Annotated in this window: 23 protein-coding genes; 11 read left to right on the forward strand and 12 right to left on the reverse strand. The window is 63.7% G+C overall.

Annotated elements, in window-relative coordinates; translation table 11 throughout:
- Positions 1 to 34: 34 nt before the first annotated feature.
- Positions 35 to 1,555 carry an IMP dehydrogenase gene (guaB, locus tag QP965_RS10210; protein WP_086587817.1) on the forward strand — a complete coding sequence of 507 codons (1,521 nt, stop codon included), beginning with the start codon at positions 35 to 37 and terminating at the stop codon, positions 1,553 to 1,555.
- Between the two features lie 7 nt (positions 1,556 to 1,562).
- The gene (locus tag QP965_RS10215) at positions 1,563 to 2,726 is read left to right on the forward strand and encodes a GuaB3 family IMP dehydrogenase-related protein (protein WP_239278073.1); all 1,164 of its coding nucleotides are present in this window, start codon (positions 1,563 to 1,565) and stop codon (positions 2,724 to 2,726) included.
- Between the two features lie 111 nt (positions 2,727 to 2,837).
- Here the strand turns inward: QP965_RS10215 and QP965_RS10220 are convergent, their stop codons facing one another.
- Positions 2,838 to 3,209 (reverse strand): hypothetical protein, encoded by a 372-nt coding sequence (locus QP965_RS10220; protein ID WP_284844849.1) that lies wholly within the window; start codon positions 3,207 to 3,209, stop codon positions 2,838 to 2,840.
- Between the two features lie 33 nt (positions 3,210 to 3,242).
- Between QP965_RS10220 and guaA the strand changes: the two genes are divergently transcribed.
- Entirely contained in the window at positions 3,243 to 4,817 is a 1,575-nt protein-coding gene (gene guaA / locus QP965_RS10225; RefSeq protein WP_239278071.1) for a glutamine-hydrolyzing GMP synthase, read from the forward strand.
- Positions 4,818 to 4,882: 65 nt separating this feature from the next.
- Here guaA and QP965_RS10230 read toward each other — a convergent pair whose 3' ends face one another.
- Positions 4,883 to 5,920, reverse strand: coding sequence for an HNH endonuclease signature motif containing protein (locus QP965_RS10230; RefSeq protein ID WP_284844848.1), 1,038 nt, complete (start codon positions 5,918 to 5,920; stop codon positions 4,883 to 4,885).
- A gap of 137 nt (positions 5,921 to 6,057) precedes the next feature.
- Positions 6,058 to 6,477, reverse strand: a complete 420-nt coding sequence (locus QP965_RS10235) for a hypothetical protein (protein ID WP_005322680.1) — start codon at positions 6,475 to 6,477, stop codon at positions 6,058 to 6,060.
- A 64-nt stretch (positions 6,478 to 6,541) separates the two neighbouring features.
- On the opposite strand from QP965_RS10235, the gene imuA' reads away from it, so the two are divergent.
- A complete protein-coding gene (gene imuA' / locus QP965_RS10240; protein WP_502869264.1) occupies positions 6,542 to 7,204 on the forward strand; it encodes a DnaE2-dependent mutagenesis accessory factor ImuA' in 663 nt (220 codons plus the stop codon).
- Positions 7,201 to 8,724 carry a Y-family DNA polymerase gene (locus QP965_RS10245; protein WP_284844847.1) on the forward strand — a complete coding sequence of 508 codons (1,524 nt, stop codon included), beginning with the start codon at positions 7,201 to 7,203 and terminating at the stop codon, positions 8,722 to 8,724. Before imuA' ends, QP965_RS10245 begins: the two co-directional genes overlap by 4 nt.
- On the opposite strand, the gene QP965_RS10250 is transcribed toward QP965_RS10245, so the two are convergent.
- A complete protein-coding gene (locus QP965_RS10250; RefSeq protein WP_284844846.1) occupies positions 8,721 to 9,278 on the reverse strand; it encodes an AMIN-like domain-containing (lipo)protein in 558 nt (185 codons plus the stop codon). The genes QP965_RS10245 and QP965_RS10250 overlap by 4 nt on opposite strands.
- A gap of 110 nt (positions 9,279 to 9,388) precedes the next feature.
- On the opposite strand from QP965_RS10250, the gene QP965_RS10255 reads away from it, so the two are divergent.
- Entirely contained in the window at positions 9,389 to 10,249 is an 861-nt protein-coding gene (locus QP965_RS10255) for a sucrase ferredoxin (protein ID WP_284844845.1), read from the forward strand.
- Positions 10,250 to 10,285: 36 nt separating this feature from the next.
- Here QP965_RS10255 and QP965_RS10260 read toward each other — a convergent pair whose 3' ends face one another.
- From QP965_RS10260 to QP965_RS10270, 3 genes are all read right to left on the reverse strand, one after another.
- On the reverse strand, positions 10,286 to 10,966 hold the full coding sequence (locus QP965_RS10260) for a methionine ABC transporter permease (protein WP_005322670.1): 681 nt from the start codon (positions 10,964 to 10,966) through the stop codon (positions 10,286 to 10,288).
- Positions 10,963 to 12,000, reverse strand: coding sequence for a methionine ABC transporter ATP-binding protein (locus QP965_RS10265; RefSeq protein WP_284844844.1), 1,038 nt, complete (start codon positions 11,998 to 12,000; stop codon positions 10,963 to 10,965). The genes QP965_RS10260 and QP965_RS10265 overlap by 4 nt, the downstream gene beginning before the upstream one ends.
- A gap of 70 nt (positions 12,001 to 12,070) precedes the next feature.
- Positions 12,071 to 12,934 (reverse strand): MetQ/NlpA family ABC transporter substrate-binding protein, encoded by an 864-nt coding sequence (locus tag QP965_RS10270; protein ID WP_250408777.1) that lies wholly within the window; start codon positions 12,932 to 12,934, stop codon positions 12,071 to 12,073.
- A gap of 137 nt (positions 12,935 to 13,071) precedes the next feature.
- Between QP965_RS10270 and QP965_RS10275 the strand changes: the two genes are divergently transcribed.
- Positions 13,072 to 16,191 carry an error-prone DNA polymerase gene (locus QP965_RS10275; protein WP_284844843.1) on the forward strand — a complete coding sequence of 1,040 codons (3,120 nt, stop codon included), beginning with the start codon at positions 13,072 to 13,074 and terminating at the stop codon, positions 16,189 to 16,191.
- On the opposite strand, the gene QP965_RS10280 is transcribed toward QP965_RS10275, so the two are convergent.
- Genes QP965_RS10280 through QP965_RS10295 form a run of 4 tightly spaced genes read right to left on the reverse strand, consistent with a single transcriptional unit; the run spans position 16,188 to position 17,750 of the window.
- Positions 16,188 to 16,685 carry a hypothetical protein gene (locus tag QP965_RS10280; RefSeq protein ID WP_225745927.1) on the reverse strand — a complete coding sequence of 166 codons (498 nt, stop codon included), beginning with the start codon at positions 16,683 to 16,685 and terminating at the stop codon, positions 16,188 to 16,190. The two genes, QP965_RS10275 and QP965_RS10280, sit on opposite strands and share 4 nt — an antisense overlap.
- Complete coding sequence (locus QP965_RS10285; protein ID WP_005322660.1) at positions 16,685 to 16,948, reverse strand: helix-turn-helix transcriptional regulator; 264 nt, start codon at positions 16,946 to 16,948, stop codon at positions 16,685 to 16,687. Before QP965_RS10285 ends, QP965_RS10280 begins: the two co-directional genes overlap by 1 nt.
- A 42-nt stretch (positions 16,949 to 16,990) precedes the next feature.
- Positions 16,991 to 17,209, reverse strand: coding sequence for a helix-turn-helix domain-containing protein (locus tag QP965_RS10290; RefSeq protein ID WP_040424873.1), 219 nt, complete (start codon positions 17,207 to 17,209; stop codon positions 16,991 to 16,993).
- Positions 17,202 to 17,750: a hypothetical protein gene (locus tag QP965_RS10295; protein ID WP_284814338.1), complete on the reverse strand. Its 549-nt coding sequence runs from the start codon at positions 17,748 to 17,750 to the stop codon at positions 17,202 to 17,204. The genes QP965_RS10290 and QP965_RS10295 overlap by 8 nt, the downstream gene beginning before the upstream one ends.
- A gap of 111 nt (positions 17,751 to 17,861) precedes the next feature.
- Between QP965_RS10295 and QP965_RS10300 the strand changes: the two genes are divergently transcribed.
- Positions 17,862 to 18,323 carry a PH domain-containing protein gene (locus QP965_RS10300; protein WP_179387420.1) on the forward strand — a complete coding sequence of 154 codons (462 nt, stop codon included), beginning with the start codon at positions 17,862 to 17,864 and terminating at the stop codon, positions 18,321 to 18,323.
- Complete coding sequence (locus QP965_RS10305) at positions 18,320 to 19,675, forward strand: PH domain-containing protein (protein ID WP_284844842.1); 1,356 nt, start codon at positions 18,320 to 18,322, stop codon at positions 19,673 to 19,675. The genes QP965_RS10300 and QP965_RS10305 overlap by 4 nt, the downstream gene beginning before the upstream one ends.
- Here QP965_RS10305 and QP965_RS10310 read toward each other — a convergent pair.
- Positions 19,659 to 20,129: a tRNA (cytidine(34)-2'-O)-methyltransferase gene (locus QP965_RS10310; protein WP_284844841.1), complete on the reverse strand. Its 471-nt coding sequence runs from the start codon at positions 20,127 to 20,129 to the stop codon at positions 19,659 to 19,661. The genes QP965_RS10305 and QP965_RS10310 overlap by 17 nt on opposite strands.
- A gap of 23 nt (positions 20,130 to 20,152) precedes the next feature.
- Between QP965_RS10310 and QP965_RS10315 the strand changes: the two genes are divergently transcribed.
- Both QP965_RS10315 and QP965_RS10320 read left to right on the forward strand, forming a co-directional pair.
- Entirely contained in the window at positions 20,153 to 21,001 is an 849-nt protein-coding gene (locus QP965_RS10315) for a bifunctional methylenetetrahydrofolate dehydrogenase/methenyltetrahydrofolate cyclohydrolase (RefSeq protein ID WP_284844840.1), read from the forward strand.
- Complete coding sequence (locus QP965_RS10320) at positions 20,998 to 21,312, forward strand: DUF3017 domain-containing protein (protein ID WP_250408787.1); 315 nt, start codon at positions 20,998 to 21,000, stop codon at positions 21,310 to 21,312. The genes QP965_RS10315 and QP965_RS10320 overlap by 4 nt, the downstream gene beginning before the upstream one ends.
- The last annotated feature ends 63 nt before the right edge of the window (positions 21,313 to 21,375 follow it).

The raw sequence follows: 21,375 nt of genomic DNA on the forward strand, positions 1-21,375 counted from the left end.
TGGTAGCCGCTAAACCTGTTAAGGAGAGACCTCGATGAGCGAGAACCGTATTCATACTGGTGGAGATGACCCGAACAAGGTAGCCCTGCGCGGCCTGACCTTTGATGATGTGCTCCTTTTGCCCGCCGAATCCAATATCGTGCCCTCCGAGGTCGATACCGGCGCGCAATTTACCCGCAATATCCGCCTCGGCGTTCCGCTTGCCTCGGCCGCCATGGATACCGTGACCGAGGCCCGCATGGCCATTGCCATGGCCCGCCAGGGTGGCATCGGCGTGCTGCACCGCAACCTGTCTACCGAGGACCAGGCCGAGCAGGTAGAGATTGTGAAGCGCTCTGAGTCCGGCATGGTCACCGACCCCATCACTGCGCGCCCGGATATGACCATCGGGGAAGTAGACGCGCTGTGCGCCCGCTTCCGCATCTCCGGCCTGCCGGTGGTAGACGAGGACGGCACCCTGATGGGCATTTGCACCAACCGCGATATGCGCTTCGAGCCTGACTTTGACCGCAAGGTCAGCGAAGTCATGACGGCCATGCCGCTTGTTGTTGCGCGCGAGGGTGTATCTAAGAAGGAAGCCCTCGAACTGCTTTCGGCCAATAAGGTGGAAAAGCTGCCCATCGTCGATGCGGATAATAAGCTCACCGGCCTGATTACCGTCAAGGACTTTGTCAAGACCGAGCAGTATCCCAACGCGTCCAAGGACTCGGCCGGCCGCCTGTTGGTTGCGGCCGGCATCGGTACCGGGGAAGAGTCCTACCAGCGCGCCGCCGCGCTTGTCGACGCCGGCGTGGACGCCCTCGTCGTCGACTCCGCCCACGCCCACAACAACCGCGTGCTGGAAATGGTCTCCCGCGTGCAGAAGGATTTCGGTTCCAAGGTTGATGTCATCGGCGGTAACCTCGCCACCCGTGAGGCCGCCCAGGCAATGATCGATGCCGGCGCCGACGCCATCAAGGTCGGCATCGGTCCGGGCTCCATTTGCACCACCCGCGTCGTCGCCGGCGTGGGCGCGCCGCAGATTACGGCCCTGATGGAGGCCGCCGCAGTAGCTGGCCCGGCCGGTGTGCCGGTTATCGGCGATGGTGGCATGCAGTACTCCGGCGACGTCGCCAAGGCCCTGGCGGCCGGCGCCGATACCGTCATGCTGGGCTCCATGTTTGCCGGCACCACCGAAGCCCCCGGCGATATCGTGGTCTACCAGGGCAAGCAGTACAAGCGCTACCGCGGCATGGGCTCCATGGGCGCCATGCAGGGCCGCGGACTTTCCGGCGAGAAGCGCTCCTACTCCAAGGACCGCTACTTCCAGGCCGACGTCCGCAGCGAGGACAAGCTGGTTCCGGAAGGCGTCGAGGGCCGCGTGCCCTTCCGCGGCGATATCGATGCCATCGTGCACCAGATTATCGGCGGCCTGCGCGCTTCCATGGGCTATACCGGCTCCGCCACCCTGGCCGAGCTGAAGACCAAGCGCTTCGTCCAAATCACCGCCGCGGGCCTAAAGGAATCCCACCCGCACCACCTGCAGCAAATCGCAGAAGCACCAAACTACCGCTAGGAATATCATGCGTGAATACGCCGAAATCGGCATCGGCCGCGAGGCCCGCCGCACCTTCGATCTAGAGCAACTATCCATCGTGCCGCAGCGCCGCACCCGTTCCTCCAAGGACGTGGACACCACCTGGCACATCGACGCCTATACCTTCGACATCCCCTTCGTGTCCCACCCCACTGATGCGCTCGCCACCCCCGAGTTCATCATCGAGATGGGCAAGCAAGGCGGCTTGGGTGTCATCAATGCCGAGGGCCTGTGGGGTCGCCACAAGGACCTCGAGGGCGCCCTGGCCCGCATTTACTCGCAGCCGGGCGATAACTCCATCATCCAGGAGCTGCACGCCGCCCCGCTTGACGACGCCCTCCTTACCGAGCGCATCTCCCAAGTCCGCGACTCCGGAGTTACCGTTGCTGTGCGCGTTTCTCCGCAAAATGCTCGCGAGATGGCTCCGAAGGTCATCGCGGCCGGTGCCGAGTTGCTGTTTATCCAGGGCACCCTGGTCTCGGCCGAGCACGTGGCTACCGGCGGTGAGCCGCTGAACCTCAAGGAGTTCATTGGCTCCCTTGACGTTCCCGTCATTGCCGGCGGAGTCACCGACTACACCACCGCGCTACACCTGATGCGCACCGGCGCGGCCGGCGTCATCGTAGGCGCGGGTGTGACCACCAACGCCGAGACCGTGGGCATCGACTCGGCCATGGGCACCGCGATTGCCGACGCCGCCGCAGCCCGCCGCGACTACCTCGACGAGACCGGCGGCCGTTATGTCCACATCATCGCCGATACCGAGTTTGAAAACTCCGGCAATATTGCCAAGGCCTTCGCCTGCGGCGCTGACGGTGTTGCTCTCGGCCCACTGCTTGCCCAGGCCCGCGAGGCCGGCGGCAAGGGCTGGTACTGGCCCGCCACGGCCGGCCACCCGCGTTTCCCACGCGGCTTCGTCCAGTTCTCCGGGGCCGATACCGACTTGGACGTCGATTTCCTCACCACCGGTACCTCGGCCGAAGCCGCCGAAGAGTCGGCCGCCCCGTCGCTGGAAACCGTGCTGCACGGTCCCTCCAGCGAGCCCTTCGGCCGCACCAACTTGGTCGGCGCGCTGCGCCGTTCCATGGCCAAGTGTGGCTACACCGACCTGAAGTCCTTCCAGAAGGTCGAACTCGCCGTTCGCTACTAATCCGCGCGAGAGTCCCCGACGCGGCTGTGCCTTCTTGGCGCAGCCGCGTTTCTTTGCCCTATTGCTTCCTTCGCCGCTGAACAGATGCCAGGTGGCGAGGTAGGAGAGTGGTTAGGAAACCAATTGCCAGCCGCCTTCGCGCCTCCACGTGGTCTTGCCCGTCATCGGCCGCCATTGCCCTGAGTTGTGGACTGGGCACACGCGTACTCCCGTGGGATTGAGCTCTACAACCTTTTCTTCGCCGCTCGCGCGTAGAACCACCGAATTTTGCGCTACTTCTGGATGTCCCACGCGCTCTGCCTGCTGCGTGCCGCACAATGGAACCCACTCATCCCACTCGCTTCCAAAGACTTCCGCGGCCGGAAGCGTCACCTGTTGCGGGCCTTGTTCATCCAGCGCAGACGCCACCTCGGCCGTAGTTGGGGTGGTGTCACAACCGCACAACAACAGCCCCGCGGCGAGCACAATAGCCAAGCGCTTCATAAGCTATCAGTTTAGTGGGTTAGACTATGGGGCGTGACTAAGCCAAATACTACCCCGCGCCCCGTCCTCGTTGTGGACTTTGGCGCTCAGTACGCGCAGCTTATTGCCCGCCGCGTGCGCGAGGCCAAGATTTACTCCGAGGTTGTCCCCAACTCCGCTTCTGTAGAGGAAATTAAAGCAAAGGATCCAGCCGCTCTCATTTTGTCGGGTGGACCATCTTCCGTATACGCCGATGGTGCCCCGGCCCTCAAGCCGGAGCTACTTGAGCTCGGCATTCCGGTTTTCGGCATTTGCTACGGCTTCCAGGCCATGAACCATGCGCTTGGTGGCACTGTCTCTTCCACCGGCGAGCGTGAGTACGGCCGCACCGATATGAATGTTAAGGGCGGTGTACTTCACGAAGGCCTGGAGGCTACCCACAAAGTGTGGATGTCCCACGGCGATGCCGTATCTGCCGCTCCCGAAGGCTTTGAGGTTACTGCTACTTCGGCCGGTGCTCCCGTTGCTGCTATGGAGTGCCCAGCCAAGCAGATGGCCGGCGTGCAGTACCACCCTGAGGTGCTCCACTCGCCGCACGGCCAAGAGGTGCTTACCCGTTTCCTTACCGAGATCGCTGGCCTAGAGCAGAATTGGACGGCCGATAATATCGCCGAGCAGCTCATCGCGGATGTCCGCGCACAGGTGGGCGAGGAAGGCCGCGCTATTTGTGGTCTGTCCGGCGGTGTAGATTCCGCTGTGGCGGCCGCACTGGTGCAGCGTGCCATTGGTGATCGCCTCACCTGTGTCTTTGTTGACCACGGCTTGCTGCGTGCCGGCGAGCGCGAGCAGGTAGAAAAGGACTTCGTTGCCTCCACCGGCGCGAAGCTGGTGACTGCGGATGAGCGCGCTGCCTTCCTGGAAAAGCTGGCAGGCGTTAGCGACCCAGAAGCCAAGCGCAAGGCCATCGGCGCGGAGTTTATCCGTTCCTTTGAGCGCGCGGTTGCAGGCGTGCTTGACGACGCCCCCGCAGGCTCCACCATCGACTACCTCGTCCAAGGCACTCTGTACCCGGACGTTGTCGAGTCTGGCGGCGGCGATGGCACGGCGAATATTAAGTCTCACCACAATGTCGGCGGTCTGCCAGATGACGTGGAGTTCAAGCTGGTCGAGCCGCTGCGCCTGCTGTTTAAAGACGAGGTTCGCGCCGTCGGCCGCGAGCTGGGCTTGCCAGAAGAGATCGTTAGCCGCCAGCCATTCCCTGGCCCGGGCTTGGGTATCCGCATCATCGGTGAGGTAACCGAGGAGCGCTTGGAGACGCTACGCGAGGCAGACCTTATTGCTCGCACCGAGCTGACCAATGCCGGCCTGGATGACCAGATTTGGCAGTGCCCGGTAGTACTGCTGGCCGATGTCCGCTCCGTTGGCGTGCAGGGCGACGGCCGCACTTACGGCCACCCGATCGTGCTGCGCCCAGTGTCCTCGGAGGACGCCATGACCGCGGACTGGACTCGCTTGCCGTACGAGGTGCTGGAGAAGATTTCTACCCGCATCACCAACGAGGTTAAGGACGTCAACCGCGTGGTCTTGGACTGCACCTCCAAGCCACCGGGAACCATCGAGTGGGAGTAAAACGGCATGCGTAGAAGGCGCTCAGTCTAGTGCTGAGCGCCTTTCGCTCGTTTTGGCGCCGGCGTTTACTCACGCGGGGTAAACGGTGGCCGCCACACAATGCGCCCGCCCACCCGCTCGAGGCGGCCGCGCCGAGGTGGGGCGTTGGGGTCATCGTCGTTGACACCATTATGGTAAGCGCAGCACATGACCAGGTTTTTCATATTCGTCTCCCCGCCATTGCTCCACGCCTTGAGGTGGTGGACTTGGGAGAGGTCGGCCGGTTGGTTGCAGCCCGGCCAGGCGCAGCGTGGATTTTCTGCAGCGGCCATAATGCGCTGCTTGTCATTGGCCACGCGCGCCGTGCGGTAGAGATTAACCGGACCTTCCTCGGGGTGCACGAGCGTGACGTAGCCGGTTTCTTTGTCGCCAGCAAAGCCGACGTCGTTGAGCACGCGGCGCAGATATTCGGTGCCGGTGATGGTGGCGCCATTGGTCAGATCGAGCTCGATATCATCGCCGCGGCCGTCGCGGATGCGGATGAATTTGTCTAACGGCACGATGGCATTGGTCACCACTTCTGCCCGCGCGGCCGCAGCTTGGTCAAAGAAGATCTTTTCTACCGCCTCGAGCGATTGCTTTCCGGTCGCGGCCAGGGCGGCGTTGAGATCCGCGATGAAACTAGAGGTTCCGGTGATGGCCAGCGTCCAGTAGTCATTGGGGCGTCGGTAAGTGCGTACGCCTGGGGTTACGGTGTTGTCTTTCATCTCGCGCAGGCGCCGTCGGGCGTGTTTAAGGATGTGGCTCATCGAGCCGGTCATCGCGCAGCATTCCGCGCGCAGCTGCCAGGCCTGCTTCTTGCTGGGCGCGCGGTTAACAATGCGTTCTAGGGCGGCAAGGGTGGCGATGGAGTGGGTGTTGCGGCGGGCGTCGGCAATAGCGCGGCGCTGCAGGCGCGTAAATTTGGTGCGGCCGAAGTAGCTTTCGCACAAAAGCAGCAGATCGGCGGCGATGGCATCGGGCGCGCCGCGGTCCATGAGCTCGGACCCAGACATGCCTTGGCACCCGGCGATGATGTCCATGCCAGGGCCCAAGGCGGTGAGGTAGGTCTCGAGTGCGTTCATGCCTGTAACGCTACGGCGCGCACCCATACCGGCGCAGGGCCGGCGCAACCGCCACGGCCGATTCTGTGGATAACCCGGCCCGCATACCCGCCGCGGGCCGGAAAAGCTGTGGATAACCCCGAAAAGTGTCGTATAGATTAGGCAAACGCGAGCCGGCGCGTGCCATCTACATGGGGGAAGACGAAAAAGCTCAGCCCAAAGACCACTAGCCACACCAGCCCGGCACCCCACGCGGGTAGGGCCACGATGGGCGCGAGCATCACCATAAGCCACAGAATCATCAGTGGCACGAGCTGTGCGATGGTAGGAACTAGAGCGACATTGCGCTTGTCGGCATAAGCGCGCATCGCACGGCGGTAGGGGTGGGCAAAGACGAGGACGAAGGCCGCCACGAGGCATACGAGCGCCCCAACCAGTGCGGCAAAGATATGCGCGCGGCTTGCCAAGAGTGCCACGGCCGCACCGATGAGGATGGACGAGCCCAAGCGCACCCATGGCGGAGTGGGGATGGGGGTGGTGTGCTCGCGCATGGCGCCGTAGGCAGCGTTGAAGTTCATGCCGCTAAGGCTACCATTCGAACATACACTTGCATGTGTCCGGGTGAGGGTTCATACTATTCGGGTGAGTCAAACGAGCGTTCGCCTAGAGAAAGCGGTGGCCGGGCTAAGTAGGTCGGACCGCGTGGCGATGCTGCGTACCCGCATGCGCGCTATGGAGCGCGGCCCGGAAGAAGAGCTGGTAGATACGCTCCCTGGCCTGGCGCGCTTGCTTCCCGCAGGTGGGCTGGCGCGCCGGCAGGTGGTGCACTGTGTGAACTGCCCGGCGCTGGTGGTGGAGCTTATCTGTCATCTCACCGCCCGCGGCGGGTATGTGGGAGTGGTGGGGTGGCCGGATTTGCTACTCGCACAAGTGGCCGAGGAGGGTGCTATCGAACGCGTGGTAACCGTGCCGGATCCGGGCTTGGAATCCTGGATGGTGGCGGGAGTATTGGCGGAAGGGCTAGACCTTGTTGTCCACCATGGGCCGCCCGGCGAGGTGAGCCCTACCAAGGCGCGGCCGGTGCTGGCGAAGGTGCGCGGCGGGCGCGCGGCCGTGCTTACGGTGGGCACGCGCCTGCCCGGCACGGCGGTGGGGATAGGGGCGCGGGTGAGTGCCTATCGGGGCGTCGGCAAGGGCAGTGGGCGCATTCGCGGCGTGGACATGGACGTGGAGGTGACCTCGAAGCAGGCTACCTCGCGCGGGGTGCTCACGGTGGGGCAGCGCCGCCGGTTGGAGGCCGTATGAGGGTAGCGGCCGTGTGGTTTCCGGATTGGCCCATCCAGGCCGCCGGCGGGCAGGGTCCTATGATTATTGCGCGCAATCACGCGGTGGCGGTGTGCGATAGGAGGGCGCGCCGGGCGGGTGTTCGGCGCGGGATGCGCCTGCGCCAGGCCCAAGCGCTGTGCCCCGAGGCCGCAGTGGTGGAGGCCAATCCGGATCGGGATGGCGCGGCGTTTGCGGAGGTCGCGGCCGGCTTAGATGTGGTGGCGTCCTCGGTGGAGGTGTTGCGCCCAGGCCTGGCGATTGTGGATGCGGGCGCGGCTCTGCGCTACCACGGGGAGAAAGCACTAGAGATGCTTGTCGACGCCTCTTCGTACGCCGGCTTCGACTCCACCCTCGGCGTCGCCGATGAGATTGCCACGGCCGTCATCGCGGCCCGGCACCGTGGTGTGGGCGCAGTGGTGCCGGAGGGCGGCTCGCGGGAGTTTTTGGCCACCCAGCCCGTAGGTGTGCTGGCGGCCGATGAGGCCTTGGGCTTTGAGGCTGGGTTTATCGCGCAGCTGGATAAGCTAGGCGTGCGGCGTCTGGGCGACTTGGCTGCGCTGCCGTTTAAGCAGGTAGCTACCCGGTTTGGTGAGCCTGGCCGGCGTGCCCACGAACTGGCCCAGGCCCGTGCGGATAGGCGCGTGGCCCCAGAGCTGGCGCGCCCGGATCTGGCGGTGGAGATGGAAGAGCGCATCGAGCGCGTGGATGCGGCGGCGTTCGCGGCTCGCCAACTCGCGGCTCGGCTGCATGCCCGCTTGGAGGAGGCCGGCAAGGTGTGCCTGCGGCTGCGCGTGGTAGCGGAGTTTGACACCGGTGAGGAGCTGGCGCGGGTATGGCGCACGCAGGAAGCGCTGACGGAGCAGGCCACCGCGGACCGCGTGCGCTGGCAGCTCGATGGCTGGCTCACGCGCGCTACTGGTGAGGGCGCGGCCATCCGCCGCCTAGCGCTGGAGCCGGTGGAGGTTGCCGTCCCGTCCGCCACCGGCCTCTGGGGCGGGGAAGGCTCGCAGGAGCAGGTCAAACGCGTGATCGCCCGTGTGCAATCGCAGCTGGGGGTTGACCGCGTGCTGCAGCCGCGGGCAGTGGGCGGCCGTGGGGTAGCCGAGCGCATCGAGTACGTGCCCTATGGCGAGCAGCGTGACGCACCGCCGCAGGGCGAGTGGCCCGGCCGCATTCCCGCGCCCCTGCCTGCACGGCTGGGCGGTGGTCCGAATCATCCGGCCGCGCGCATTCGGCTTATCGACGCCGCCGAGCGCCCCGTCTTTGTTACTGCCGAAGCCCTCCTGTCCGGGGTGCCCGTGGCCTTGAGCTGGGGCGCACATCGCTTCCGCGTGCTGGGCTGGGCCGGCCCCTGGCCGGTGGATACGCAGTGGTGGACCGATGCTCCGCAACACGTAGCGCGCCTGCAGGTGGTGGGCCAAGCCGAGCACGAAGAGCATCAGCGGGCCTGGCTCTTGGTATGGTCCGGCGGCCGCTGGCGGGTTGAGGCGACCTATTAATCGCGAATATCGACCACGAGGCGAGTGGGGTTATCGAGCACCTGCACGGAATAAGGCTTGCGAGAGGTCATGCCGATGACAAATTGACAGCGGCCCTCGTAGGTGCCGCCATTGACCACTTGGGTGACAATCCCTTCCGTAGGGGCATCCACCACGCCGATGCGGGGATCGTCCTTGCCTGCCTCGAAGGGATAGACCACGCCGTCGATATTGACATTGAGTGCGGTCTCGCCGGAGTGGTCAATGGTCTTGCCGGAACCCTGTTGTGTGGGTGTGTCGGTGTAATCCACGAACCACCCAGGAGCGCCGCCGCCGTCGAGCTCGAAGACAACGCGCTCAAAACCCTCGTGCCGGCCGATGCGCACGTCGGTCACCGTGAGCTCGGAGGGCGCCTGCGGTCGGAGGGTTTTCATCTCCATATTGGCCTGGCCTAGCGGATTGAGCTGGGAGTTATCCGCGGACGCGGCCATGGTGGTGCGGTCCGTCTCGTGGGCGGCGCAGCCGCTGAGAAAAGCAGCGACGAGAAGCGTTGCGGCGAGACGGACTTTCAACATGTCCCCTAGGTTATATTTTCGGCCGTGAACTGTATAGCTGAGGGGGTACTTCGTGGCCGAATTGTTGCCAAGGGTGTGAGCTGAAAAGCAGAAAGGTTAGGCTTAGGTATATGACCGAGTTCTGTTCAGATATCCAGGTAGAGCCGCTGCCAGGCACGGCGAAGAAGGAATCCGTCTATGTGCTTTTCGAGTGGCCGGGCGGATGGTCGCGAGACGTGCTCGACGGCGATACCTTTGGGCCGGAGCTCACAGCGCAGCTCCAGACCAAGCTGAAGGGCATGGCAGGGCTGCAGCTTATTCGCCGGCCGGGCCGCGATGGCCGCCAAGTAGGCAAGATGCACCGTTGTTACCTGGTGTGGGCCGAGCAGGGAGTGATGGAACTCGTGCTGCTGACGGGCCCGGAGAAGATCCTCGATCTGGACCTGACCGGGCCTGGCCGCAATGGGGGTGGCGCTTTGGATACGCCGCTAGTGCTGGTGTGCACGCATGCGAAGCGTGATACTTGCTGTGCGGTCAAGGGGCGGCCGCTGGCCGCGGAGCTGGTGGCGGATTATCCGGATATGGTGTGGGAGACCTCGCACACGAAGGGGCACCGATTCGCGCCGTCGGTCATGCTCATGCCATGGGCCTATTCCTTTGGCCGCATGAATAAAGAAGCCGCCGCGCAAATGATTGCGGCGGCGGCGAAGGGGAAGTATTTCTACCCAGTAAATCGCGGGCGCGGTATTTTCGGCCCGCGCGGCCAGGTGGCGGAGTTGGCGGTGGCCCGCTCGCTTATCGACGCCGGCGAGGACCTCGCCTATGGCCAACTCACTGCTACCGACGGCGGCGAGGTCAGCCACGCTGACGGCCGGCGCTGGCGCGTGGCGCTCGAGGAGCACGAGGTAGAAGGCGTGGTCTCTTCGTGCGGCGATGCGCCGAAGAAAGGCCAAGCCATCGTAGCGACCGGCGTGGAGCCGGTCGCGGAGTAGGCCGCGCGGGGCGGGGGCGGCGTCGGCAAGCGGGGGCTAGCGGCGCATGACCTTGGAAGAGAGCCAGTTGCCGAGGAACTGGGCGGCCTGCACCAGCACGATGATGATGAGTGTGGCCACGACGGTGACTTCCCACTCGAAGGCGCGGTAGCCGTAGACGATGGCAAAGTCACCCAAGCCGCCGCCGCCGACGTAGCCGGCCATAGCGGACATATCCACGATGGCGATGAACAGGAAGGTGTAGCCCAGAATCAGCGGGCCGAGGGCCTCCGGAACGATCACGGAGGTAATGATCTTCCACGGCGAGGCGCCCATGGAGCGGGCGGCCTCGATAACACCGGGATCGATGGCCACGAGGTTTTGCTCCACCACGCGGGCCACGGAGAAGGTTGCGGCGATCACCATGACGAAGGTGGCCGGGCCGCGGCCGATGGAACCGCCCATTACAGCGACGGTCAACGGCTGGGCAAAGGCCAGCAAAATGATGAACGGGATGGGGCGGACGAAGTTCACCAGCAGGTTCACAATGACGTAGACAAACCGGTTTTGCAGGATGCCGCCCGTGCGGGTGGTGTAGAGCAGCATGCCCAGGCCAAGGCCGAGGATGCCGGAGACAATGAGGGTGGTCGAGACCATGATGAGGGTATCGACGATGGCATCGGCGAGCGAAGGGCCGAGGCGGTCCCAGTTGGCTTGGGCGAGGTTGGTGACGGTCATCGTGCAATCTCCTCAATCTGGGTGGTGGTAGAAAGCGTGCGGTAGAACTCTTCGATGGCGTTATTATCGCCGCTGAGTCGCACGGTCAGCTTGCCAAAGGAATGCTGCTGCAACGTGGTGATACCGCCGTGCACGACGGCGATGGACACGCCGGCTTCCTTGAGCCGAGCGGCGGCGGTGAAGAAGCCAGATTCCTCGGTGAGGTTGATGGTAAACAGGCGGCCTTCGTGCGCGAGCAGGTCGTCGGTTTCGACGACGTCGGGTTCGTTGCGCAGCGAGGTGGCCACGAACTTGGCGGCCACGGAGGTCTGCGGGTTGGAGAAGACTTCGTAGACGCTGCCTTGTTCTACTACGCGGCCGTTTTCCATCACGGCGACCTTATCGGCGATGGAGCGTACGACTTCCATCTCGTGGGTAATAACGACGATGGTGATGCCGAATTCCTTGTTCACCCGGCGCAGGAGGTCGAGGACTTCCTGCGTGGTGGTGGGGTCGAGGGCGGAAGTGGCTTCGTCGGCAAGCAGCAGCGAAGGGTTGGTGGCCAGCGCACGGGCAATGCCAACGCGCTGCTTCTGGCCGCCGGAAAGCTGCTCCGGGTAGCTCTTGCCCTTGTCTCCCAGGCCGACGAATTCCAGTAGTTCTTGCACGCGCTGGGCGCGCTCCTGCTTGCCGACGCCCTGCAGCTGCAGCGGGTATTCAATATTGCCGGCCGCGGTGCGCGAGCTCATCAGGTTGAACTGCTGGAAGATCATGCCGATATTGCGGCGAATGCCACGCAGCTTCCGCTCGGACATGCCAACGATATTGGTCTCGTCGAGCAACAGCTCGCCGGCGGACGGGGTGTCCAGGCCGTTGATCATGCGCACGAGGGTGGACTTGCCGGCGCCGGAATAGCCAATGATGCCGACGATTTCGCCGGGCTCGATGGTCATGGAGACATTGTCGAGGGCCTTGACTCGTGCCTTTTTCTGTTTAAAGACCTTGGTGATCTCGCGGAACTCGATGCGGGTGCCGCGTTGAGTGGAATCTGCCACGTGTTTGCGTCCTTAGCTAGGAAAGTGCCAAACCCCGCCGGGGGCTCCGGCGGGGTAAAAGCAAGGGTGATTAGTCCAGATCTGCTTCGAGCTTATCCAGGATCTTCTGCAGATCTTCCTGGCTGCGCTCCACCTCGACGGAGGTGCCGGCGGAGTCTTCGTCAACGCCCTCCTGGACGGCGTCGCTGTGCCATAGCTCGGCGAGCTTCTTGATGTCCTCGTTATCGGCATCTTCCTCGCGGACGGCGAAGACGTTGATGTACGGCTCTGCCTCTTCAGAGTTCGGGTCGTCCTGGAAGATGGCGGTGGCTGGGTCGATGCCGGCGCGCTCCAGGAAGGAGTTATTGATAATGGCCGGGGTGCCCTCGCCGTGTGCGGACGTGGTCTGTGCGGCATCTACCGGGGTGACCTTGACCTTGGACTTCTTCTCATCGATGTCCAGCGGGGTGGGCTCCAGGTTGTCCTTGTCCTTCAGGGTGAGAAGGCCGGCCTGAACCAACACGTTGATGGCGCGAGCCTGGTTGGTGGAGTCATTCGGGATGGCGACCTCTTCGCCCTCGATGCCGTCGAGGGAGTCGTGGTCCTTCCAGAACAGTGCCAGCGGCACGATCTCGGTGGCCACGATAGGCACCAGGTTGGTGCCGTTGCCGTGGTTATACTCCGCCAAGAACTTCAGGTGCTGGAAGTTATTGGTGTCCAGCTCGCCCTGGTCCAGAGCCTGGTTCGGGGTGTTGTAATCCGCGAAAGGCTGGATATCGATGTCATAGCCTGCGTTCTTTGCTTCCTGCTCGAACGCTACCCAAGCCTTCTTTGCGTCATCGGTGGTGCCGACTTTGATGGCCTTGGAGTCATCGGAGTCGGAAGAGCATGCCACCAGGCTGGTGGCGGCGATGGTTACGGCGGCGGTAGCAGCCACTACGCGACGGATCTGCATGGGGAATCCTCTTCTTGTAGGAGTTGAAATAATTTGCTTGTTTAGCAACTTAGCAATCAGCGAACCGCTTTGTCTATTGTGGGCATCACGTCCCACCGGCTTGTCTAGAACAATAATTCGATATTACGCTGTGTGGGGTGGAATTTAATGGTGGAAGGGCGCTGTCGTGGTCGCGGGTGGAGCGCATCCTCTCTGGCCGCGAATCTGCTGCGCCCGTGCCGGTGGATCACCTTCACGGACCAACGGTTCCCGCCCAGCGCGGCCACTCCACCGTGCCCTTTGCGGAGCTGCATGCGGTAAGTTCCTATAGTTTTCTCGACGGCGCCGCCGAGCCGGAGGAACTGGTGGCCCGGGCTGTGGAGCTGGGACTTGAGGGGCTGGCCATAGTGGACCGCGATGGTTTTTATGGCCTGATGAAATTTGCTGAAGCCGCAGCTAAAGCGGGCCTTCCGGCTGTATATGGCGCGGAGCTATCGCTCGCGGAGGCTCCGGTGACCGTGCTGGCACGCACCCCGGAGGGCTATCGCCGCCTGTCGCGCCTCATCGCGCGCGCCCGGATGGAAGCCGGGGAGAAGGATCGCGTGGCTTATCCGTCCTTGGATGAAGTGGCGCGCGAACTGGAAGGGGAGTGCTTCTTTCTGGTGGGGCCGGAGGCGCTAGCAGAAATCGATAACTTGCTCGAAAGAATAAAAATAGACAGCATAGTTCTCGAATATTCGTGCAGCATGTCCCCCGAGGATGCGGATCAGCACCGTTTCCTCGATAAATACAATAACCTGCGGGCCATCGCAACCGCACGGCCCGCGGCCGCGACCCGCGACCAAACTCGGCTCGCCGCCGCCAAGCGTGCCCTAGCCCGGCGCGAATCTCTTGCGGCCGCCGCTCCGCACGCCCACCCCATGGGAGCTGGCTGGCTGCGATCCGGCGAGCAGATGGCGCAACTCTTGCCGGATCGGCCGGAGCTCATCGCCGCAACCGTGGCGCTCGCCCGCGAGTGCTCCTTTACCTGGGGTGCCCTCGCGCCCAACCTGCCGCATTTTCCGGTGCCGGAGGGGTATACCGAAATGAGCTGGTTGGAGCACGAGGTCTGGCGCCGCGCCAAGGACCGCTATGCCTCGCGCCCGGTCGAGATTAGGCAGGCGGCAAGGAAACAGATTCGGCATGAGCTGGGCGTCATCAAGCAGCTGGGCTTCCCCGGCTACTTCCTGATCGTGTGCGACCTGGTGGATTTTTGCCGCCGCGAGAATATTCTGTGCCAAGGTCGCGGCTCGGCCGCCAACTCCGCGGTGTGCTTCGCGCTGGGCATTACCAACGCTGAGCCCATCTCCGCGCAGCTGCTCTTCGAGCGCTTTCTCTCCCCGGACCGTGATGGCCCGCCCGATATTGATATCGACATCGAGTCCGGCCGCCGCGAGGAAGTCATCCAGTATGTCTACCGCGCCCACGGCCGCGATCGCGCCGCGCAGGTGGCCAATGTCATTACCTATCGCCGCAAGGGAGCGACCCGCGATGCCGCCCGCGCGTTGGGCTACCCGCAGGGCTCGGCCGATGCGTGGTCGAAAGGTGCCTCTGAGCCGCCTGCCGACGTCTCCTCTTTAGCCGAGCAATTCCTCGGCCAGCCCCGCCACCTGGGCATCCACTCCGGCGGCATGGTGCTGTGTGATCGGCCCATTGCGGACGTCGTTCCTATGGAATGGGCGCGCATGGAAAATCGCTCCGTATTGCAATGGGATAAGGACGATTGCGCGGCCGCCGGCCTGGTGAAATTCGATCTCTTGGGCTTGGGCATGCTGGAGGCGCTGCACCACATGATTGATGCCGTGCGCGCCACCACCGGCCGCGAGGTGCACCTGTGGGAGCTCGACCTTGCCGAGCCGGAAGTTTATGACATGCTCTGCCGCGCCGATGCGGTGGGCGTCTTCCAAGTGGAATCCCGCGCGCAGCTGGCCACGCTGCCGCGCCTGAAGCCGCGCCGCTTCTTTGACTTGGTGGTCGAGGTTGCGCTCATTCGCCCCGGACCTATCCAAGGCGGGTCCGTGCACCCCTACTTGCGCCGCCGCGATGGCCTTGAGGAGGTGACCTATGACCATCCGGTGCTGGAAAAATCCCTGGGCAAGACGTTAGGCATTCCGCTCTTCCAGGAACAGCTGATGCAGATCGCGGTCGACGCCGCCGGCTTCTCCGGTGCCGAGGCCGATGACCTGCGCCGCGCCATGGGCTCGAAGCGCTCCCCGGAAAAGATGGCCGCGCTGCGCAGCCGCTTCTTTGCCGGCCTGCGCGAGACCAACGGTATCGAGGGTGAGGTGGCAGAAAAGCTGTGGACCAAAATCGTGGCCTTCGCCGCCTATGGCTTCCCGGAATCGCACTCGCAGTCCTTTGCCTCGCTGGTGTATTTTTCCGCGTGGTTTAAGTACCACTACCCGGCGGAATTCTGCGTGGGGTTGCTGCGCGCGCAGCCGATGGGGTTCTATTCCCCGCAGTCGCTCATCCAGGATGCTCGGCGCCACGGCGTGCGGGTGCTGCCGGTAAGCATTAATGACTCCGGCGCCCAGGCCCGTGCGACGGGGTCGTCCGAGATCCGTTTGGGCCTTAACCTCATCAAGGGGCTAGGGGAGTCTGCCGCCGAGCGCGTGGAGGCGGCCGCGCCTTTTACTAGCGTGTCTGATCTTTCGCGCCGGGCGGATCTCAGCGTGGAGCAGGTGGAGGCGCTGGCTACGGCCGGGGCGCTGGAGTGCCTGGGGCTGGATCGTCGCCAAGCGCTGTGGCAGGCCGGCGTCGCCGCCACCGAGCGTGAGGGCATGCTGCCCGGTACATCCGCCCTGGCCTCGCCGCACCTGCCCGGCATGTCCGCGTTTGAGCTCATGGCTACCGACGTCGCCGCCACCGGCGTGACTCATAACCAGCAGCCGATGGAGCTGGTGCGTGCCTCGCTTGCCGACGCCCTCCCTGCCTCCCGGCTCCCCCATGTCCCCGATGGCACCCGCGTGCGCATCGCCGGCATTATTACTCACCGCCAGCGCCCGCGCACTGCTTCTGGTCTGACCTTTTTGGGGGTCGAGGATGAAACCGGCCTGATGAACGTGATGGTCTCACCCGGATTGTGGTCGCGACATAAGGTGCTGGCCCGCACCGCCCGCGCGATGATCATCCGTGGCATTGTGCAAAATGCCACCGGCGCGGTCAGCGTGGTCGCAGATAAGCTCGAGCCGTTGGACTTTGGGGAATTCCTCTCCCGCGGCTCCCGCGACTTCCGCTAGTTGCCGCCGCTGCGTAGCTCGTCCGCGTTGAGCTTATTGGCCAATTCCTTGGCTACCGCAAACGGAATCCACAGCAGCTGGATATAGATGAGCTTGGCAAAGAAGATGGCGATATTAGCCCCCGAGGTCGCTTCCTCCACCGCAACCTGCTCCGCGCCGGAGAAGCGCAGCCCAAATGCGGTGGCGCCGGCGACGAGGAAGAGTACTATAGCCGTGGCCAATGCGGTTTTCAGGCCTTTGTCGCGGGCGTCGGTATGCAGGCGCAGCTCGTACTCATCCATTTCCGTAGTGGGAACGTCGAGGTGCCGAATGGACTGGCGCAGCCACGTGGTGCACGTGGTCGCCGCAATGCCGGCTATCGGCCACAGCAGATTAGACAAGCCAAGCGCGAAAAAGTGCAGGGCCGCCGCCACGATGGCCAAGCCGAGAAAAATATCGCCGGCCAGGATCAAGCGCTTGCGGCGGGAAACAGAGGCGGGAATTGTGGTAGCCATTAGGAATTCTTCCTATAGATTTCAGTGGACATAGGGGCAAATTCCTGGCGGGAAAAGATAGCCTCCACCGGAAGGTCAAAGACTTCGCAGACGCGAAAGGCTAGGTCCAGGCTGGGGGAGTGGTCCCCGCGCTCGAGGGCTCCGACGGTCTGGGGATTGACGTCGATGGCCTCAGCCAGCTGCGCGCGCGACATGTCCCGCTCGGCGCGCAGCACGCGTACCCGGTTATAAATGGGTGCGGAGGGCTTCTTCTTTGGGGACATGAGTCAAAGTATTGCATAAACCCAACGCCCTGGCAAGGGTTGCTATTCGACGCCGAAAATGTCGCCCGGCTGGCAGTCCAGCGCCGCACACAGTGCTGCGAGGGTGCTAAAGCGTACGGCTTTGGCACGATTGTTCTTCAGTACGGAGAGGTTAACTGGGGTGATGCCTACTTCTTTAGCGAGTGCCGCTCCGGTTATGCCGCGCTCTTCCATTATTCGGTCGAGGTGGCAGACTACCTGGGGTCCTTGTGGCTCAGACAAGTCCTTCGACCTCCTCTTCTAGCTTGCAGCCGCGCTTGATGGCGGCTGAGAAGAGTTGTAGAGCGCAGGCAAAGAGGTAAAGCAGCGCGAGCTCGCCAAATGACGTTCCGCTCTGGCTGGACCACCAGTCGATCCCTAGCTGTGAAGAGGCCCAGTTGTTGCCCATACCTTCGAGCGGGAAGCGTCCGATAAACCAGATTAGGATTCCGATGGTCATTCCATTGAGGAAGCGAATATTTTTCGTGGTGAAGACCTGCCCGCGAAGCATAGGCTTGACCAGACGGTAGGTAAAGAACGCGATGATCAAAATAGCCGCAATCTTAACGACGAGCGCTGCGGTGAGCATCCAGAATGGTCCGCCGTCGAGGTTGTGTTTGCTTAGGCCTTCTGGGATGGCTGCGCTCAGTGCGGTGGAAAAGCGTCCGGTGGCAAGGTCGCGCAGATAGGTGGGGCCGAGGATGACGATGGTGAAGAGGCTGATGGTGGCCGCTGTGTTAATTTCGCGGCGCTCGGCCTTGGAGGTGGGTTGTGGGGTGGTCATGACAATCCTTTCCGCCGATTGTTTATCGACTCTCGATGTTGTCGTAATTCGATAATATCGAGTAACGATAAGTGGCGCAAGGGTATGGCCCGATTGATACTGTCAATAACTATGAGCGAAGAAATGAATCCCGTCTCGCCACGCCTGGTGACCTCGCGCTATATCCACCACCTGAGCTGGATGATTGTCCTCGCCGCGGCCGCCGGTGCGGCAGGTTTCTGGTGGACCCCGTGGTTCTACTGGGCGGCCGGGCTTTTCGTCGCCCTTTTCTTTTGGCTGCTCTGGCTCATCCCCGCCCAGGTGCGCAACATGGGCTGGCTCGAAACCGACGATGAGCTGCTTATCACTCGCGGCAAGCTCTGGCATTCCTTCACCGTGGTGCCCTACGGCCGTATCCAATTCGTCGACGTGACCTCCGGGCCTATCGACCGCGCCCTCGGGCTGAAAAAGCTGCAGCTCCACACGGCCTCGGCCAGCACGGACGCCACCATTAAGGGCCTGGAAGCCCCGCTTGCCGACGCCCTCCGCACCCGCCTTGCCCACCAAGCCCGCGAACGGATGAGCGGCCTATGAGCACCCAGCCAAGCTTCCGCCGCGTCCACCGACTTACCCCGCTGCTGCGCCTGTGGTCAGTGATCCTGGCTCTCATCGCGGCCTTCGCCCTCAACATCAACCTGGAGGCCTTGCGCGATATCTTCGCCTTCCTCACCGGCGAGCACCGCGGCGAGGCCCTGCGCGATACTGCCCTTGCGCTCGCCGGGTTCGTCGCGGTCTGCGCGGTCGTGTGGCTCGCCTCCGGCCTATGGTGGCGCCGCATGGGCTACCAGCTCGGTGGGGACGAGCTCTCCCTGCGCCGCGGACTCTTTTCCGCCCAACTGCGCACCGCGCGCTATGACCGCACCCAGGCCGTCGACGTCGTCGAGCCCGTCATTGCCCGCCTTTTCCGGCTGGCGGCCGTACGTGTGGAAACAGCCGGCGGCCAATCATCCGTCATCGAAATCGCGTACCTCAAAAAGGCTGACGCCGAAGCCCTGCGCGAGGACATCCTCGCCCGCGTCCACGGCGCACCCGCACCGGCCGCTACCGACACTGACATCGACGCAACCGCCGCCGACGCGACCAGCACCCAAACACCCGCCCCGCCGGCCGAAGAACCAGCCCTCGTGCCCGAAATCCCGATCGCGCGCTCCCTTGTGGCGGCCGCGCTGCGCGCCTCCACGCTTTTCCTCGTCGGTTTCCTCATCGTCGTCGTGGTCACCCGGCTGCCGCTGTCGACCGCGCTGCCCATCCTCGTCGGCGCGATACCCAACGTCTGGAACGTGCTCGATTCTTCCTGGCGCTACACCGCCCGCACCGACGGCGAGGTACTCAACATCACCTACGGTCTGGCCGACCGCCGCCGCCAAAGCATCCGCCTCGACCGCATCCACGCCGTACAAATTACCCAGCCCTTCCTCTGGCGGCCGCTGGGCTGGTACGAGGTGAGGGTTTCGGTGGCGGGATATGGGGCGTCGGCAAGCGGCAAGGCTTCTGGCTCCACCCGCATCCTGCCAGTGGGCACCCTCGCCCAAGCTCGGCAATTCCTCCCGGCCGACGCCGCACCCACCTACGCCTCGCCGGCCCGCGCCAAGTGGGTCTCCCCGCTGGACTACCGCCAGCAAACCGTCGCGCTCACCGGCGACTACGTCATCGTGCGCAACGGCCGGCTCAACCGCCGCATCAAGGCCATCCATACCTCCCATATCCAGGAGCTAACCTACCGCCGCGGGCCGATTTCCCAGGCGCTCGGCCTAGCCACCGTCGACCTCGACCTAGTCCAGGGGCCCGTGCGCATGGCCGCGCGCAACCTCACGCTTGCCGACGCCACCGCACTCCTTGCCCGCCTGCGCTCCCGCCAGCTGCCAGGACTTAAACCGCCCCGTTAAAACCCAGCTGGCGCCACGCCTCGAATACGGCCGTCGACGCCGAATTCGACAGGTTCATCGAGCGCCTAGCCGGCACCATAGGAATGCGCACGCGGTCCGTCACGCGCAAATGGTTAATATGCTCCTCCGGCAGGCCGGTCGGCTCCGTGCCAAAGAGCAGGACATCGCCCTCCTGGTATTCGATATCCGTAAACCACTTATCCGTATGCGTGGTAAACGCGAATACGCGCGCCCCCGGCAGCGCGTCCATGCAGGCCTGAAAATCCTTGTGAATCTGCACATCGGCCAGATCGTGATAATCCAGTCCGGCGCGCTTTAAGTGCTTATCGTCGAAATTAAAGCCCAGCGGCTCAATCAGGTGCAGGCTCGCGCCCGTCACCGCGGCCGTGCGGATGGCGTTGCCCGTATTAGTAGGAATGACCGGGTTATCAAAGACAATGTGCAGCTGGCTCATGCCTTCAGTCTAGGATGGTGGCTATGAGCGCTACCAAACTAGATGGCACACTGTACCGCGACGAGATTTTCGCCGACCTCGCCCAGCGCGTGGCCGCGCTGAAGGACAAGGGGATTACGCCCGGCCTCGCCACCGTCCTGGTCGGCGAGGACCCCGGCTCCCAGTCCTACGTGAAGATGAAGCACCGCGACTGCGAAAAGCTCGGCATCAAGTCCATCCGCAAGGACCTGCCGGCCGATATCACGCAGGAAGAACTCGAGGCTGTTATCGATGAGCTCAACGCCGATGACGCCTGCACCGGCTACATCGTCCAGCTCCCGCTGCCGAAGCACCTGGATGAAAACGCCATCCTCGAGCGCATCGACCCCGAAAAGGATGCCGACGGCCTGCACCCCGTCAACCTGGGCAAGCTCGTGCTCAACGAGGATGCACCCCTGCCCTGCACCCCGAACGGCTGCCTGCACCTGCTGCGCCGCTTCGGCGTTGAACTTGACGGCGCCAAAACCGTGGTCATCGGCCGCGGCGTGACCGTGGGTCGCCCTATTGGCCTGATGCTTACCCGCCGCAGCGAGAACTCCACCGTCACCCTGTGCCACACCGGCACCAAGGACCTGGCCGCCGAGACCCGCGAGGCCGATATCGTCATCGCCGCCGCCGGCCAGCCCCACATGCTCACCGCGGACATGATTAAGGAAGGCGCCGCGCTTCTCGACGTTGGAGTCTCCCGCGTCGACGGTAAGCTCACCGGCGACATCCACCCAGACTGCTGGGACAAGGCCGGATTCGTCTCGCCGAACCCGGGCGGCGTCGGCCCGCTGACCCGTGCCTTCTTGGTGCGCAATATCGTCGAGCGCGCGGAAAAGTTGGCGTGAATCTAGACAATCCGCACGACGCCGGCCTCGCGCCCTCCCCGCTGCCGCCCGCCGCGCAGTGGGCGGCCATCGGCATCTTCGTGGCCGGTGTGGTCGTCTCTGGCGGCTACGCGGCATTCGAGTACTGGCGCCGGGCCACGTTCCTCCTTGGCCTCGCTCTGCTGTGGCTCACTGTGGTCCGCCTTACCTGCGATTCCAGCCGCGTCGGCGTGCTGGCCGTGCGCTCGCGCCGCTTCGATGCCTGCTTTACCGGCCTGCTCGGCGCCGTGATGGCCTTTCTGGCCTTCTCCGTGGACTCGCTCGGCAGCTAGTTTTCCACAGGCTTTTTGTAGAACCATCACCCATCTCGGCCCTAAAAGGTGTATTTCCGGCGG

This window comes from Corynebacterium sp. MSK074 (assembly GCF_030229735.1).
Classification (GTDB): Bacteria; Actinomycetota; Actinomycetes; order Mycobacteriales; family Mycobacteriaceae; genus Corynebacterium.